Genomic DNA, 16,748 nt, shown 5'->3' with positions numbered 1-16,748 from the left:
GCCCGAGCTGCGTACCCGCGCGGAGCTGGACCGGATCGGGCGGGACATCTGGTCCCGGGAGCTGGGCCGGACCCGGCTTCCCGTGCGGGCCGTGCACGCGGCACAGTCCCTGGGCTTCCTGCGCCCGGCGACGCAGGCCGCCGACACCGGGCTGTACTCCTCGGGGGCATGGCTGAGGCTGCGCACCCCGTACGGCTCCGTCGCCGTCCGGCGGGCGGGGCTCGGCGCCCTCGGCGTCACCGTCAGCCGCTGACCCGTCGGCCGGACCGCCTCAGCGCTCCCCGCTGTCGTCCGGCCACACGCCGATGTGGTCGGACTCCAGTTCCAGGGCGACGCGGTCGCGCATGTCGAGGGCGCGGAGGTACTCGGCGGGCAACTGGAGCCGGCCCGCGCGGTCGAGCATGGCGTACTCGCGGGCGACGACCGTCTCGTGGCCGGTCGCCGCGTCCACCTCGCTGCGGCGCAGCACCTCGGTGGAGGTGCGGCCGTCCCGGATGGCGACCGTACGGCGTACCTCGCCCGCCACCGCCTGGTCGTGGGTGACGATCACGATCGTGGTGCCGAGGGCCTCGTTGGCGGTGCGGAACGCGCCGAAGATCTGTGCGGCCGTGTGGGAGTCGAGTTCGCCGGTGGGTTCGTCGGCGAGCAGCACCGCGGGGTCGTTCGCGAGGGCCACGGCTATGGCGGCGCGCTGCTGCTGGCCGCCGGACATCTGGTGCGGACGGCGGTCGCGGCAGTCGGCCACCTGCAGCAACTCCAGCAGCTCCAGGGCGCGTTCGGTGCGCGCGCGGCGGCGCCGGCGGGTGCCGGAGAGCTGGAGGGGGAGGGCCACGTTCTGCGCCGCGGTCAGGTAGGGCAGGAGGTTGCGGGAGGTCTGCTGCCAGACGAAGCCGACGATCTCACGGCGGTAGGCCAGGCGGTCGGCGGCGGACATGGTGAGCAGGTCGCGGCCGGCGACGTGGGCGGCGCCGGCGGTGGGGGTGTCCAGTCCGGCGAGGATGTTCATCAGCGTGGACTTGCCGCTGCCGGAGGCGCCGACCAGGGCCATCAGCTCGCCCTCGCGGACGAGGAGGTCGAGGCCTTGGAGGGCCTGGACCTCGACGCCGTCCGTGGAGAAGATGCGGACCAGGCGGTCGCAGGTGATCAGGGCGTCATGGCCGTAGGCGGGCTGGTCCCGCGCCGCGGTGGCCCGGCTCGCCAGCTCGGACAGGGTGGGATGGGTGGTCATCGGCTCTCCTGCCTGACGGTGCCCTGCGCTGCGGCCGGACCGAGACGGCGGCCATGGCTCGCCCGCGCCGACGGGGTGCGCCTGGCGCGGGTCCGTGCGACCCCGTGGGACGGCTGCTCGCAGGCCGAGGGGGCGAATGCCCGCGCCCAGAGCCCCACAACCGCCCCTGGCCCGCTCGCGTCGTACGTGGTCATTGGCTGTCACCCGCTCTGAGTTCACGTACCGAGCCTCGGCGGCTCGTCCACCATGCCTGGGCTGCGGCGATGCCTACCGTCACCAGGACGACCGTGACTGACGGGGCCGTCAGTGACCAGGTGTCCGGGTGCAACGGGACGTCGTCGAGCGGTGCCTGGGTGGGGAGGGCGATGGTCGTCAGGTCGATGCCGGGGGAGAGCAGGCGGATGGTGGACCAGCCGGTCAGGGCGCCGGTGAGGGCGGCGAGGAACGCCTGCGGGAGGGATTCCAGCACCAGCAGGCGGCGGCCCTCCGCCCGGGTGAGGCCCATGGTGCGCAGCCGGGCGAGGAGCGCCGCGCGTTCGGGGGCGGCGCGCAGCAGGGCGAGGAGCAGCGCGAGGACGGCGAGACCGGCGCCCGCGGCCACGGCCGCCGTGTAGACGTGCTCGGCGCCGGTCTGGAGGGGCGAGTCGGCGTACCGGGCGCGTTCCGTGGCCCGGACCTGGGCGACGGCCGTGCCGCCGGCAGCGTGCCGCAGCGCGCCCGCGTCCAGCCGTTCGCCGGTGAGCAGCAGGGCCGTCGGGCGGTCGGCGGGGGAGGCCAGTCCCGCGCGGTCCACGACGAGGAAGCTGCCGCCGGACACCGCCGGGGTGTCGGCGCGGACCAGCACGATGCGCACGGTGACCGTGCCGCCGTCGCCCAGCCGGACCGGGAAGGGGCGCCGGGTGCCGTACTGCGACGCGACGGACGGGGAGGCCACCGCAGGCAGCGGGCCCCGGGCGGACCTCAGGTCGGCCGCCCGGAAGGCGCCCAGCCCGGTCCGGTCCGACAACGCGCCATAGGACGACGGGTCCACGCCCACCAGCGGTACCGATGCCTGGCCGTCCGCCGGTTTGGCCTGGTAGTCGATGCTCACCGGGGCGACCTCCCGCACCCCGGGCACGGCACGCACCCGCGCCGGGACCTCCGCCGGCAGCGGGGCGTCGGAGTCCAGGCGTGCGTCGGCGCCGACGGTGAGCAGTGCCGCCCGGTCCCGGGCCGCGGCCACGCCCGCAAGGACCGAGCCGCCGAACGCCGCCGTGGTCAGCGCGGTCAGCAGGGCCAGCAGCGGCAGCACCGCGGAGGTCCGGGTGCGGCCCGCACGGGCCAGGGAGAGATGGCCCACCGCGCCCCGCAGCCGGCCCGCCGGAGTGGTGAGGCGGCGCAGCAGGAACGGATAGAGGCGGAGCAGCACCAGGGCGGCGACGACGCCGACCAGGACCGGGGCGAGCGCCACCAGCTGGTCGCCCGTCGCACCGCGCCGGCGCAGGGCCTCGACCGCTCCGGCGGCCACCACCAGCAGGGTCAGCTCGGCGACCGTACGGCGCCGGGAGGGCCGTACCGTCGCCGCGTCCTCGCGTGGCTCCGCGGCACGCACCGAGCGGTGCGTGAGGACGGCGCGCACCGGCAGCGCGGCACAGGCGGTGAGGGTGACGGCCGCTGCGGCGGCGACGGCGTACGCGGCGCGGCCGACGGGGACCGCGAGCAGGGCCGCGGCCAGGCCGAGCGCGCCGGCCGGCACGGCGACCACGGCGGTCTCGGCCAGCAGCCGCCCGGCGAGAGCGGGGAGGGAGGCGCCGCGGGCGCGCAGCAGGGCGAGTTCGCCGCGGCGCCGGTCGGCGGCCAGCCCGCCGGCCAGCAGGAGGACGACGGCGACGACCGTGCCGGTGCCCGCGGCGGCCACCGACACCAGCGGGGAGATGCCGGAGCGCAGCCGGGAGAAGCCGGCGAGGGCGTCGTCCAGTTCGGTGCCGATGCCGGTCCGGTCGTCGGTGGCGGCCCGGGCGCGTTGCAGTCCGGGGCCGGACTCCAGGGCGGCCACGGCCGACTTCAGCGCGTCCAGGTCGTGCGCGTGCATGCCGGCCGGGTCGGGCGCCAGGAACCAGTAGCGGGCCGGGCCTGTGGCCGTCCCCAGCAGCGCGGGAGCCGCCTCCTGGGGGAGCAGCAGGGTGCCGAGCCAGTACTTCGGCGGGTCTCCGCCCGTGCTGGGAATGGTCACCAGGACCGGGGTGCGCAGTCGTGGCACGGTCGACCAGTAGGCGCCGGCGGGGTCGCGGGGTTCGAGGATGCCGGTGACGCGGACCGCGAGCGGGGGCCGGCCCACCGCCGGCACATGGATGACCGAACCCACCTTGATGTGCAGGCTCTTGGCAGTGGCGGCGGTCACGGCGGCCTCCACCCCGGGTGTGGTCTCGTCCACCGGGTGGCCGGCGCGCGGCAGCCGCCCGGTCCGCACGCGCGCGTGGTCGGCCAGGCCGCTCGGCGCGAACAGCGAGACCCGCGCGGGCAGCCCGGTCGGGCGGGGCAGCCAGGGGTCCGGGACCGCCGGGTTGTCACTGGAGGCGACGCCGTACATCGACTGGGCGCGGTCGACGGTCAGCGGGCGGTCCACCGCGGTGAGGATCTTCGCGTACTGCCGCTCAAGGGGAGTGGGGCGCAGCGCCTCGGCCCGCGCTGCGGCCGACAGGCCGGGGTCGGGCCCGGGCGCCACCACCTGCACGGTGGTCCGGTCGGGCCGGGCCCGCGCGACGGCGTGGCGCAGGCCGGCGTCCTCGTAGCGGTCGACCGCGCGCGGGTAGGCGCCCGCCAGGCACGCGGTCAGGGCGACCAGGAGCGCGAGGGCGGCGGCGGCACCGGGCGCGGCCCGCAGCCGGGTCCGTACCCAGGGCGCGACGACCCGCGGCATTCACTCACCTCCCGTTTCGCGCAGCGCCCGCGCCGGATCCGCCCGGCGCACGGCCGGCACCACCGCGACCGCCAGCGGAACGACGGCGACCGCGGCGAGCAGCAGCGCCACGCGTGCGGGCGGCAGCAGGACCAGCAGGTCCGGCACCGGCCGGGTGGCCTCGCCGGTCAGGACGATCAACGGCAGGACGGCCCGGGCCAGTACGGTGCCGAGGCCCAGGCCCACCGCGAGCGCCAGACCGACCAGCACGGCCTGTTCGGCGGCGACCGTGCGGGCCAGCTGACGACGTGGCGCGCCGAGCGCCCGCAGGACGGCGAACTCGGCGTCGCGGGCCCGCTGCGCGGCCGCCGCGCCGACCGCGAAGCCGACGGCGGCGAGCGCCGCCGCCACCACGGCCGCCGCCGTGAACGCGGCGGCGGGGCCCGCGCCGAAGGGGTCCTCGCGCAGCTCGGCGGCGATCTCGTCGCGGACCACCACCTGCCCCGGGTCGACGTCCGGCAGCGCCCGCACGGCGGCGGCCACCCCGGCCGCGTCGCCCGCACCGGTGGCCAGCCACCACTCGGTGGGCGTCACGCTGTCGCCGTACCGCTCCTGCAGCACCAGGTTCACGGCGCGCAGATCGAGCAGGACGGCCCCGCCGTCGCGGGCGCCGGTGGCGGTCGGATCGGCGGTGGCGGGCAGCGCCCGGACGGCCCGGACGATCCGCACCGGCAGCGTGTGGTCGTCGATCGTCAGGTCGACGCGCTGCCTGGGGCGGGCGCCGGCCGAGGCCAGATAGCGGTCGGTGGCGACGGCCGGCACCGCGGCGGGCGCGGGCTGCGGCACCTGGAGCCGGACCGTGACGGAGGCGACCTGCCACTGGCCGGCGTCCGGGAGGTAGCCGGTGCTGTAGGTGAAGGTCAGCGGGCCGGTGCCGGTCTGCTCGGGGCGGGTGGGGCTGGTTCCCGGGCCCGCGACGGCGTCGCCGTCGGCGTCCGCGGCGGTGCTCCAGCGGCCGGGCAGCGCCAGCCGGCGCTGCTTGCCGTCGGCCCCCGTCGCCGTCAACTCGTCCAGGGTCAGCCGGTGTTCGGCGCGGGTGCCGGGCTGGGCCAGCTCCAGGCGCAGTCCGGTGAGGGTCACCGGGCCGGGCGCGGTGCTCAGGTCGAGGGTCAGCGGGTGGGGGTTCCCGTCGGCGGGGAGCTGTCCGAACGGCATCCGGTACGGCACTCCGTACCGGTCCGTGAGCGTCACCGTGACCGTCACGTCGGTGGCCGTCGCCGGTCCGGCGGAGCTGCGCAGGGCCGCCGCCAGCCGCAGCCGGACGGTGCCCGCGGGCACCTCGGTCCCGGCCGGGGCGCCCTGCGGCGCGAGCGCGGCGAACAGCGGCCGTACCGGCACGTCGGACAGGTCCGGGCGCATCAGCACCGCGTCCGCCGCGTGCCTGGTGTCCAGGGCCAGCACGGTCGCCGTCCGGTCGCCGGACAGCGGCTGGGATTCGCGTACGACCGGGGCGGCCTCGCGCACGTGCGGCATGCGGGCGTACCGGTCCGTACGGCCGAGTCCGCCCTCCCCGGCGGCCGTCACCCGCACCGGCACCCCCGCACGGAAGTCGGCCTGGTCGTCCTGCGAGCGGTGCCAGGAGGCGGCCTGCCCGATCGCGAGCATGCCGAGCGCGACGGCGAGGACGAGCAGCAGTACCGGGCCCGCGCCGCGCGCGGTGCGCCGGCTGAACTGCCAGCCGGCCAGCGCCACCGGCAGCCCCCGCCCGCCCGCCGCCCACCGCTCGGCGAACCGCGCCACGGGCGGCAGCAGCCGCAGCGTCAGCACGGTCCCGGCGAGCAGCGCCAGCGCGGGCGCGGCCACCAGCAGCGGATCGACACCGAGCACCCCGGACCGGTCGGCGGCCACGCCCCCGGACCCCTGCCGCCCCAACTGCCAGTAGGCCACCCCGGCGACGGCGAGCAGCCCCAGGTCGGCCCCGGTGCGCAAGGACCCGGGAGGACCACCGGAGGAGACGGGCCGGGGCCGGGAGCGGGCCGCACCCGGGCGGAAGCGGGCGGCGAAGACACCGGTGGAGCCGGAGCGCCCGGGATGGCGGTGCGCATCGGAGGACGCCGGGCCGCCCGTGCTCGGTCCGACGGGGGACGGGGACCGGTGGCCGGGTCGGCGGGGTGTCGGCCGGAGTGGGCGCGGGCTGACCTGCCGCCGAGGTGATCGTGCCCCGCTCACCGCCGGTCCCGTCACCGCCAGGGCGCAGCCCAGGGCCACCGCGACGGCCACCAGCCAGACGTCGGGGCCGCCGGCCGGGGGGAGGGCGAGACGCAGGCCGAGGCCGGCCAGCGGGCCGTGACCGGCGAGGACGGCGGTGAGGGGGCCGGCGAGGAGCGGGGCGGAGACGGCCGCGGGGAGGGCGAGCAGGGCGGCCTCGGCGGCGGCGAGGACGGCGATCCGGGTGCGGGAGGCGCCGCGGGCCCGCAACAGCCGCGTCTCGTCGGCCCGTTCACTGCTCAGCAGCCGGGCCACCAGCAGCAGCGCGTACCCGGCCAGCAGGACGAGCAGCAGCGCGACGATCAGCAGGGTGGAGCGGGCGACGAGCAGCGAACGCTCCACCCGGTCCAGGACGTCCGGCAGCGAGGTCTGCGCCAGCGTCGTGCCGCGCAGCACCGGGTGCCGGCGCAGGCCCGCGCCGGCCGCCCCCGCCGTCGTACGCAACCGCCCGATCCGCCCGGTCGTCGTCCCGGTGAAGTCCGCCGACGCCAGCCACGCCGTGGTCCCGGCGCTGACCCGGCCGCCGGTGAGCACGGAGGGGTCGGTGAGCAGCGGGCCGTACGTGGTGAAGCCGGCCGTCCGCACCCCGCGGCCGAGCAGGTCGTCCAGCCGCCAGTACGGCGCCGTCACCGAGACCGGGCGGTACAGCCCGGTGATCCGCACCCGCACCGCCGGGCCGTCCAGCCGGTCGGCCAGGGTGAGCCGGTCACCGGGCTTCAGCCGGAGCGCCCGGGCGGCGGTCTGCGGGAGCGCGGCCTCGACCGTCCCGTCGGCCGGGTGCGGGAGCCGGCCGGTGGTCAGACGCACCTGGGTGCGGTCCAGTGCCGCGAGGTAGGTGAGGTCCGGGTCGCCGGACCGGGCCGCGGGCGGCTGCAGCGAGCGGGGCAGCGCGTACGGGCCCGAGCGGCGCAGCGTCCGCAACGTCACCGGAAGGCCGTCGAAGGCCCGGCGCGCGCCCTCGCGGACGGCGGTGTCGGCGGCGGCCCCCTGCCCGGGCGGCACGTCCGCCTTGACGATCAGCGCGGTCTCGGCCGCGTTGCGCGGGTCGGCCAGCACATGACGCAGCGAGGCGTCGCCGATCGCCCCCGAGTACGCGGTGAGAGTCGCCAGCACCGCGGTGGTCAGCACCACGGTGAGCAGCGCGGCGCCCAGCAGCGGTCGGTGCGCACGCGCGCGTGAGAAGACGAACCCCGTCACCCGGCCCCCGTATGCCCGGACTTCCAGACCTTCGGGCGATGCTGGCAGAGCGAACCGGCCACGGGTAAGCGGTCGTCGACCGGTCTATACCGGATCGTGACCGGAATCCGGCGAAGGGCGACCGGAATCCGGCCTTCAGCGAGGCCCGGTCACTCCGGTGTGTTGATCATCGAGGCGGCGGCGTACGTCAGGTAGTTCCACAGCGTCCGCTCGTGCTCCTCGGACAGCCCGAGTGCGTCGACGGCCACCCGCATGTGCCGCAGCCAGGCGTCGTGCGCCGCCCGGTCCACCGTGAACGGGGCGTGCCGCATGCGCAGCCGGGGGTGTCCGCGGTTGTCGCTGTAGGTGGTGGGGCCGCCCCAGTACTGCATCAGGAACAGGGTCAGCCGCTCCTCGGCCGGGCCCAGGTCCTCCTCCGGGTACATCGCCCTCAGCACCGGGTCCGCGGCGACCTCCTCGTAGAAACGGTGGACGAGACGGCGGAAGGTCTCCTCCCCGCCGACCTGCTCGTAGAAGGTCTGCTCCTGAAGCGTGCCGCGCCGAATCTCATTCACCCGTCCATGGTCTCAGACGCGGTGACCGAGGACTCGAGGCTTAGGACCAGCAGGCCGGAGCGCCCCTAGTGTGGACACATGGGCGCCTACGACACGGAGACCGAGGAGCTCGCCGCCGCGGAGCGGGCCGCGCTGGTGCGGGAGATCGACGGCGAGGGCGTCTGGGCGCAGGACCCGGTGTGGCGGGAGTCGTTCGCGGAGGTGCCCCGGCATCTGTTCGTGCCGTACTACTACGTCGCCGGACCGCACGGCTACGAGCGCCGCTGGGGCGAGAGCCCGGACCGCGCGGCGCGGGAGCGCTGGGTGCGCGGCGCCTACGCGGACGTGCCGCTGGCCACCCGGCTGCGCGACGGCGAGCTGCTCTCCTCCAGCAGCCAGCCCTCGCTGATGGCACGGATGCTGGTCGCGCTGAGCGTCGGGGACGGCGACCGGGTCCTGGAGGTGGGCGCCGGCACGGGCTACAACGCGGCCCTGCTCGCCCACCGGCTGGGCGACGACGACCTCGTCACCACCATCGACCTGGAACCGGAGATCACCGAGTCGGCCCGTCGGCACCTTGCCGTCGCCGGATACCGCCCGGCGGTCGTCACCGGCGACGGAGCGCGCGGGGTGCCCGAACGCGCCCCCTTCGACCGGATCATCGCGACCTGCGCGCTGGCCAGGGTGCCGCGCGCCTGGCTTGCCCAGTGCCGACCCGGCGCCCGGATCCTGACCCCGCTGGCCACCGGGCTGCTCGCCCTCACCGTGCGGGACGCGGAGCATGCCGAGGGCCGCTTCCTGCCCTCGGCCGCCTATTTCGTACCGCTGCGCGGCGAGGGCAGGGCGGAGCCGGAAGGGGTGTCGCTCGCCGGGCTGCCGTGCCGGGCGAGCGAGCAGGAGCCGTTCCGCTTCCTGCTGGCGCTGACCCGGAGCGCCATCGACCCCCGGGCCGCCTACGCGCTGTGGGAGCGCGAGGGCGAGCCGGACCGTGAGCGGTACGGCGTCACGGTCGCCGGCGAGCGGGCCTGGGCGTGGCTGGACGGACCGGAGGGGCCGTACGTCTGGCCCCTCCCGTAACCCTCCTCAGCCCCGGCGGACGGTGATCGTCGTCCAGGCGCCCACGTGCACCCGGTCGCCGTCCTGGAGCGGGACCGGCACGAACGGCTGGATCGGCTCCTCCGACATGTTGACCGTGGTGCCGTTCGTCGAGTTCTGGTCGACGACCGCCCAGTTGCCGTCCGGCTGCTGCACCAGCACCGCGTGCTGGTGCGAGACGCCCGGGTCCTCCGGCGGCACCGACAGGTCGACGTCGGGGGTGTCGCCGGTGGAGTGCCGGCGGCGGCCGATGGTCACCTGGTTGCCGGTGAGCGTGCGCTGCTGTGCGGGCGAGTACGCGGGCAGGTTGAGCCCCGTGGCCTCGGGACCCGAGCGCTGCATCATCGCCATGAAGTAGTCGCGGTCCGGGCCGATGGTCGCGGTCCAGGTGGCCGGCTGCGGGAAGCCGGAGCCGGGCGGGGCCTGGGTGGCACCGGGCTGCGGGTAGCCGTACCCGCCGCCGGGGGCCTGTCCGGGCGGGGCCTGGGTGGCGCCGGGTTGCGGGTAGCCGTACCCGCCGCCCTGGCCGCCGGGAGCCTGTCCGGACGGGTCGGCGGACGACGGCGGGGAGATCACCCAGTCGTCGTCACCGCCGCCGAAGCCGGAGGGGCCGCCGGTGGCCGGACCGCCGGCCGGGGGCCGACCGGTCTCCTGCGGGAACGCGGGCGGCGCGGGCGGTCCGGACTGCTGGAACGCCTGTGCGGGACCGCCGGGGCCTCCGGGACCGCCGGGCGGCGGCGGAACCGTGCGCGAGGGGTCCCCGCCGAAGCCCGAGGGGCCGCCGGGCCCCTGCCCCTGCCCGGACCCGCCGAAGCCGGGGCCCTGGCCGGGACCGTTGCCGAAGGCGGACGGGCCGTCGGAACCCTGGCCGCCGCCGAAGCCGGAGGGGCCACCGGGGCCGGGACCCCGCTCGCCGCCGAAAGCGGAGGGGCTGCCGGAGCTGGGGCCTCGGTCGCCGCCGAAGCCGGAGGGACCGCCGGAGCCCTGGCCCCGGTCGCCACCGAAGCCGGACGGGCCGCCGGAGCCCGGGCCTCGGTCGCCACCGAACGCGGAGGGGCCGCCGGAGTTCTGGCCCTGGCCGGGACCGTTGCCGAAGGGGGACGGGCCGTCGGAACCCTGGCCGCCGGCGAAGCCGGAGGGACCACCGGAGCCGGGACCCCGGTCGCCGCCGAAGCCGGAGGGGCCGCCGGAGTTCTGGCCCTGGCCGGGACCGTTGCCGAAGGGGGACGGGCCGTCGGAACCCTGGCCGCCGGCGAAGCCCGAGGGGCCGCCCGAACCCGGTCCCCGGTCGCCGCCGAAGCCGGAGGGGTTGCCGGAGCCGGGACCGCGGTCGCCGCCGAAGCCCGAGGGACCACCGGAGCCGGGACCCCGCTCGCCGCCGAACGCGGGCGGGCCGCCGGAGCCCTGGCCCGGGACCTGGCCGCCGCCGAAGTTCGGGGGCGGGCCGGAGGGGCGGCCGTCGCCGCCGAAGGCGGACGGGCCCGGGGTGGTCGGCGGGCCGGACGGTGCGCGGTCGCCGCCGAACGGCGTCGGGCCCGACGGCTCGCTGCCGAAGGACGGGATCGGCTCGGCGGGCCGGTTCATCTGCGAGGGCCGCGAGCCCTGGTACTCGTACCCGTCACCGCCGCCGTAGGTCGCGCTCGGCGGCTGGAAACGGGGCTGCGGCGGACGCGGCGCGGCCGGGGTGTACGAGGTGGCCGTGTTGGTCAGGAAGTTCCACCGGCACTCCTCGCAGAACGGCGCGCCGCCCTCACGGGGCGTACGGCACTGCGGGCACAGCTCCGGCTCCGGGGCCGACGCGGACGCGGGGCGTCCGGCCGGGCCGCCCTGCGGGGGCGGGAAGCCGTAGCCGCCCGCGGGCGGGGGCGGCGGCGGGGGCGGAGGTACGGCACCGGCCATGCGGTGACCGCAGACCTCGCACCAGTCGTCGGAACCCGACTGGTGTCCGTTCGGGCAGGTCGGCATGTCGGAGCTTCCCCTTCTCCCAAGGGTCGGTCTGGATGTCCTGGGCGTCGTCCAGAGTCACTTCTTTACACGAACAGTCTTTGTGGACCGGGTCTCCAGAGTCATCTCATCGGCCTCCGCGACCTTCGTCTTCAACCGCACAGTACCCGTCGCGGCATCGACCACGTCCACCACCTTCGCAAGCAGTTTCGCAGTATCCGCGTTCCCCGAGACACTCGCGAGCTGAACAGCCCGCCCCAGTTTGGCGGTTGCTCCATCGAAATCGCCCGCTTTGCGAAGGTCGAGGCCTTGCTGGATGGCTTGTGCCAGTTCGGCCTGCCCGGTGTAGTGGGCGACTTGCGGGTTGATCGAGGTGGAGGCCGCCATGTCGTCCGTCCACACGGCCCGTACGAGTCCCTGCGCGCCGAGGTTCTGTACCGATCCGTCCGATTGCGGGATGACCAGGGAGACCCGGGCGGCGAGCATCTCCTGGCCGATGTGCGCCGCGGGCACCTCGACGCACACGTGGTAGTCGCGGGACTCGTCGCCCCAGGACCCGGTGGGATAGTCCCCGGCGCGCGGCCCGGCCTCGGTGCGCCGGCCGGTCAAGTCCTCGACGGTGGGCGCGACTTGCTTGACGTACCGGATGGTCGTGCCGACCGGTGTCCAGACCCGCAGGGAGACGTCGGCGACCTCCTTGCCCATCGCCGTCTCCATCATCCGCGTGAAGTCGGCGGCCAGGCCCGCCGGGTCGGCCACGATGTCGGCGGTGCCGAGCATTGCCGAGGCGATCCCTGTGACTTCTTTCACCTCCCAGTCGGTGCCCACGCCCCGCGCGTCACAGGTGAACCGTCCGGCACACGCGTCGAGCGTGGCCCTCAGGTCGTCGGGCGACTCGTGCTCGTTGCGGCCGTCGGTGAGCAGGATGCCGTGCCGGATGGTGACGTCCGCCGAGGACAACAGCCGGTCGGCGAGCCGCAGCCAGGTGCCGATGGCCGTACCGCCGCCCGCGCCGAGCCGGCGCAGCGCCTGCTTGGCCTGCTCGCGGGTGGTGGCGTCGGCGACGGCGAGCCGTCCGCCGCCGGGGTAGACCTCCTTGGCCACATGGGTGCCGCCGACCACCGCGAAGCGCGTGCCGTCGCGCAGGGTGTCGATCGCGGCGGCCGTGGCGTCCCGGGCGTTGCGCATCTTGGTCGGCGGGTAGTCCATGGACCCCGAGCAGTCGACCATGATCGCCACCGCGGCGGCGGACCGCTGCCCGGGCGTCGGCGCGGGCGCGCCGACGGCGGCGCCGATGGTGCCGCCGCCCGTCGCCGTCACCGTGACGATGGCGTTGACCTCACGGCCGCCCTCGGGCAGGTACTCGTTCTGGTAGACGTCCACCGAGAACTGTGGCACGTTCGGTTTCGCGAAATTGGCCATGCTTGATCGCATCCCCCTCGGACACCTCGCGCGCGCGAGGCGGTGACGATGGACGGACCGGTCCCCTCCGGCCCGTCGAGGCCTCCCCGTGCGGCAGGCGTCGCTTTCGGCCTCAGGCCGATCCTGCCCCCTGCGGCGGTGCGGGGAACGGCAGGACCGCCACTGTTACGTTGTCGTGGCCCCCGCCGTCCAGCGCGTGGCCCACCAGCACCCGGGCGCTGTGCAGCGGACGGGCCGCCGCGTCCTCCGGGACGATTTCGGACATCTCCGCGGCCGTCTCGGCGTAGTTCCACAGGCCGTCGGTGCACACCACCACCACACCGGGCCGGTCCGGCTTGAACGAGGCGGTGTGCGGCTCCAGTTCGTAGGCGTCCGCCCCCAGCCAGCCGGTGATCGCGTGGGCGCGCTCGTCGGCGTACGCCTCGGCCTCGCTCATCAGGCCGGCGGCGACCATTTGCGCGGCCCAGGAGTCGTCCTCGGTGAGCCGGGCGGGCGGCGTGCCGCGGTCGTCCGGCATCCAGTAGGCGCGGCTGTCGCCGACCCAGCCGACCACCAGCAGCCCGGAGGTGACCACCGCGCCGACGATGGTGCAGGCCGGGGCGTTCTGGTGCGGGGCGTGCTCACGGGCCGTGGCGGGCTCCTCGGCCAGGGCGTTGACGGCCTGCGCGGCGGCCACGATCGCCTCGTGCATGGCCGTCTGCGGGTGCGTGCCGCGCGGCAGCGCGGACAGCAGGGTGTCACCGGCCGCCTGGGAGGCGGCGCTCGACGCGTCGTCCGGGCGGGTCGCCGAGGACACGCCGTCGCAGACGACGGCGAGGACGGCCGGGGTGCCGTCGGGCAGCGTGGTGCGGCCGACGGTGAAGGCGTCCTCGTTGCGGTGGTGGCGCAGGCCCCGGTCGCTGACGGCGGCCACCGGGCCCGATTCCCGCTCCACATGGTCGCGTTCGCGGGGCTGGGCGTGTCCGCAGTTCTCGCAGTACCCGTCGCTGTCCACCCGGCCCGCCCGGCAGGCCACGCAGGTCTGCGCGGGCTCCTCCGGCACGGGGGCCTCGGCGGACGCGCGCGGGTCGGGCGCCTGGAGCGCGTACTCCTCGGGCTCCGGCGACCGGTCGAAGCGCACCCCGGAACCGGCGGGCTCCTGCTCGCCGGGCGCCCCGGACTCGTGGCCGGGCAGCGGGGAGCCGCCCGAGTCGGTGCCGGGCAGGTCGGCGGGCAGATGCGCCGGGGGCGGGCTGCCGGAGCCGTCCGGTTCGGGGGCGGGCCAGGACACGCCGTCCCCGGGCGCGGCGGAGCCGGTCATGGTCAGCGTCGGATGGTCCTGCGGCGGGGCGGGGACCACCGAAAGGTCGTAACCGCACGCGCCGCAGAAGAGGTCACCCGACTCGACGGGCTCCGCGCAGCTCGGGCACTTCGCCGGTGCGGCCTGCTGGGGCATCTGCGACATCAACTACACCCACGTCCGGGGGCGGTAACGGTTCGCCCGTTCCACCAGTTCGATCCTCTCCTCGCCGCCGGGCGCCAGCCGGGCCAGCGTGCGGTAGGCGCGCTCCAGGCCGAAGCGGAGGCCCCGCTCCTCCAGACCGCTGCCCAGCAGCATCCGCCCGCCGACGGCCGGCTCCGCGGTGCCCTGGCCTCCGGAGAGTATCCAGTCCAGCGCGCAGCCGAGCACTTCCGCCGACAACTGCTCGCGCCGTGCCGGGTCCAGGCCGTACGCCTGCAGCGCCTCGACCTGCCCGGCGGCGGCGGTCAGGTCGTCCAGGAACGGTACGTCACCCGCGGTCGCGGTGCGCTGTCTGAGCCGGGCCCGGACGGCGGCGACCCGGGCGGCCGTGTAGTGGATCGAGGACTCCGGGACGGACTCCAGCGTCCGTACGGCGCCGCGCCGGTCCCCGGCCGCGAGCTGCACCCGGGCCAGCCCGAAGGCCGTGCTGACGTAGCTCGGGTCGGTCGCCCACACCAGGTGGTAGTACTCGGCCGCGTTGTCCAACTGCCCCAGCACCTCCGCGCACAGACCGAGCGCGAGCTTGGGCGCGGTCTCGCCCGGGAAGGCGTCGTAGACCGCGTCGAAGGCCAGCGCGGCGCCCTCGAAGTCGCCGGTGACCAGGGCGGCCACGCCCCGGTACCACACCACCCGCCAGTCGTCGGGGCGTTCCTCGTCCAGCTCGGCGAGGCTCGTCAGCGCGGCCTGGTGGTCGCCGCTCTCCAGCCGGGCGCGGATCTGCCGCAGCCGGGTCTCCACGGTCTGCGAGGGCGCCGCGTCCAGGGCGCTGATCAGCTCGGCGGGCGCGGAGGCCATGAGGCCCGCCAGGAAACCGGCGTTGGGGTCGCCGGGGTCGACCAGCGGGACCGGCAGCGCGAGGGCGGCGGCCGCGGTGTCCACGGGCCTGACGAGCGCGGCCGGCGCGACGGACCCGGGCGCGGGAGCGCCGCCGCGAGCCTCCCGCGCGCCCAGCCGCGACACGTCCCCGTCCAGCCGCGGGAACAGCTCCGTGTCCGTGACCTTCACCTCGGGCCCGAACAGCGTCGACAGCGCTGGCCGGGCCTGCCCGGTCTGCAGCGAGACGACCTCGCGCAGCACACCGGTCAGCTGCTCGGCCATCTCCTGCGCGGAGGCGAACCGGCGGGCCGGGTCGGGGTCGGTGGCGCGGACCAGGAGCCGGTAGAAGGACTCGTAGCGCCGGAGCACCTCGATGGTGTCCGGGTCGGGCAGGGAGTCCACGAAGACGTTCGTGTAGCCCTGGAAGTCGAAGGCGAGCACGGCGAGCGTGCGGCCCACCGTGAACAGGTCGCTCGCCACCGACGGGCCTACCTCGGCGACCTCGGGCGCCTGGTAGCCGACCGTGCCGTAGATCGCGGACTCCTCGTCGTCCATGCGGCGCACGGCGCCCATGTCGATCAGCTTGAGCTGGTCCTCGGTCTGGATGGCGTTGTCGACCTTGAAGTCGCAGTACAGCAGGTTGCGGATGTGCAGATGGCCGAGCGCCTCCAGGGCCTCGATGCCGTAGGCGCAGGCCTGCTCCACCGGCAGCGGGTCGCGCCGGCCGTCGGCGGCGCGGCGGGCGTTGGCGATCTCCTTCAGGGACTTGCCGCCGACGTACTCCATCACGATGTAGCCGTCGAGGGAGCCGGTGCGCTGGTCGAGGTGCTCGACGAAGTTGTAGATCCGCACGATGTTGGCGTGCTCGATCTCCGCGAGGAAGCGCCGCTCGGAGATCGCGGCGGCCATCGCGTCCTGGTCGCCGGTGTCGAGCAGGCCCTTGAGCACCACCCACCGGTCGGAGACGGCCCGGTCCACGGCGAGGTAGATCCAGCCCAGGCCGCCGTGCGCGAGGCAGCCGGTGACCTCGTACTGGCCGTGCACGATGTCCCCGGCCCTCAGCTTCGGCACGAAGGAGTACGGGTGACCGCACTTGGTGCAGAAACCCTCGGTGCGGCCCGGCCGGTCGCCCCGGGCCCGGCCGACGGGCGCTCCGCAGTCGGACCGCGAGCAGAAGCGCTTGCGCTCGGGCACCTCCGGGTTCTCCAGCACCATCACGCGCGGGTCGGGCCGCGGCACCTGCGGCACGTTGACCAGTCCGGCACCGAGCCGCCCGCGTGCGGAGGTGCCGGAGGAGGAGCCGGAGCTGCGCACCGACACCGAGCGGCCGGTGGACCTGCCCGACAGGGACCGCGAGAGCCGCCCGGACACCGACCGCCGCGACTTCGACGACTGCGAGGACGTCCGGGAGCTGCGGGAACTGCCGCTGTCCGCGGCGCCCTTGGCGACTCCGGTGGGCGGCGAGGCGACCGTCCCGGTCGCGGACACCACCGGCGCGAGACCGCAGGTGTCGCAGTACAGCTCACCGCCGCCGACGTCCTCGTACGCCCCCTCGCAGCCCGGCCGCTGACAGTTCTGCCCCGCCTGGCTCATGCCTGCTCCCCCTTACGGTCCTCGGCCGCCGGCGTGCCGCCCAGCAGCTCGGCCGCCGCCTGCTGGTAGCGCAGGACGGCCTGTTCGGCCACGCGCAGGTCGCAGGGCGCGCTCCACAGCATGCGGCGGGCCGCGTCGTACCGCTCGACGATGCTGGTAGTTGCGGTCGGTACGTGAGTGGCTCGCCGGATGGGAGACCGGCCTGATCGAAACGGCCCGGGACGCGGGCGCCAGCTGGGATTCGGGTCCGGCCTTCCCCGAAGGCTCGCGCAC

At 76.1% G+C, this 16,748-nt stretch carries 10 protein-coding genes and 1 pseudogene; 2 read left to right on the top strand and 9 right to left on the bottom strand.

Going from position 1 to position 16,748, the window contains the following annotated elements; translation table 11 throughout:
- Positions 1–253 (top strand): annotated as a pseudogene (locus ACWEN3_RS23045) (hypothetical protein); the annotation flags it as partial.
- 18 nt (positions 254–271) lie between these two features.
- Here the strand turns inward: ACWEN3_RS23045 and ACWEN3_RS23040 are convergent.
- From ACWEN3_RS23040 to ACWEN3_RS23025, 4 genes are all read right to left on the bottom strand, one after another.
- Positions 272–1,228 carry an ABC transporter ATP-binding protein gene (locus ACWEN3_RS23040; RefSeq protein WP_452974073.1) on the bottom strand — a complete coding sequence of 319 codons (957 nt, stop codon included), beginning with the start codon at positions 1,226–1,228 and terminating at the stop codon, positions 272–274.
- Between the two features lie 190 nt (positions 1,229–1,418).
- On the bottom strand, positions 1,419–4,127 hold the full coding sequence (locus tag ACWEN3_RS23035; protein WP_452974070.1) for an FtsX-like permease family protein: 2,709 nt from the start codon (positions 4,125–4,127) through the stop codon (positions 1,419–1,421).
- Entirely contained in the window at positions 4,128–7,571 is a 3,444-nt protein-coding gene (locus ACWEN3_RS23030; protein ID WP_452974067.1) for an FtsX-like permease family protein, read from the bottom strand.
- 149 nt (positions 7,572–7,720) lie between these two features.
- Positions 7,721–8,125 (bottom strand): globin, encoded by a 405-nt coding sequence (locus ACWEN3_RS23025; RefSeq protein WP_452974064.1) that lies wholly within the window; start codon positions 8,123–8,125, stop codon positions 7,721–7,723.
- Positions 8,126–8,203: 78 nt separating this feature from the next.
- Here ACWEN3_RS23025 and ACWEN3_RS23020 point away from each other — a divergent pair, with 78 nt between their 5' ends.
- On the top strand, positions 8,204–9,181 hold the full coding sequence (locus ACWEN3_RS23020) for a methyltransferase domain-containing protein (protein ID WP_452974061.1): 978 nt from the start codon (positions 8,204–8,206) through the stop codon (positions 9,179–9,181).
- Positions 9,182–9,187: 6 nt separating this feature from the next.
- On the opposite strand, the gene ACWEN3_RS23015 is transcribed toward ACWEN3_RS23020, so the two are convergent.
- The 5 genes from ACWEN3_RS23015 to ACWEN3_RS22995 form a co-directional block, all read right to left on the bottom strand.
- On the bottom strand, positions 9,188–11,164 hold the full coding sequence (locus ACWEN3_RS23015; protein WP_452974059.1) for an FHA domain-containing protein: 1,977 nt from the start codon (positions 11,162–11,164) through the stop codon (positions 9,188–9,190).
- A gap of 57 nt (positions 11,165–11,221) precedes the next feature.
- Positions 11,222–12,565 (bottom strand): VWA domain-containing protein, encoded by a 1,344-nt coding sequence (locus ACWEN3_RS23010; RefSeq protein ID WP_452974056.1) that lies wholly within the window; start codon positions 12,563–12,565, stop codon positions 11,222–11,224.
- A 112-nt stretch (positions 12,566–12,677) separates the two neighbouring features.
- Positions 12,678–14,009 carry a PP2C family serine/threonine-protein phosphatase gene (locus tag ACWEN3_RS23005; protein WP_452974053.1) on the bottom strand — a complete coding sequence of 444 codons (1,332 nt, stop codon included), beginning with the start codon at positions 14,007–14,009 and terminating at the stop codon, positions 12,678–12,680.
- Positions 14,010–14,012: 3 nt separating this feature from the next.
- Entirely contained in the window at positions 14,013–16,475 is a 2,463-nt protein-coding gene (locus ACWEN3_RS23000; RefSeq protein ID WP_452974050.1) for a tetratricopeptide repeat protein, read from the bottom strand.
- Positions 16,472–16,597, bottom strand: a complete 126-nt coding sequence (locus ACWEN3_RS22995; RefSeq protein ID WP_452974076.1) for a hypothetical protein — start codon at positions 16,595–16,597, stop codon at positions 16,472–16,474. Before ACWEN3_RS22995 ends, ACWEN3_RS23000 begins: the two co-directional genes overlap by 4 nt.
- Between the last annotated feature and the right edge of the window lie 151 nt (positions 16,598–16,748).

The organism is Streptomyces sp. NPDC004561 (assembly GCF_053602155.1).
This window is presented reverse-complemented; position numbering and strand designations above follow the sequence as displayed.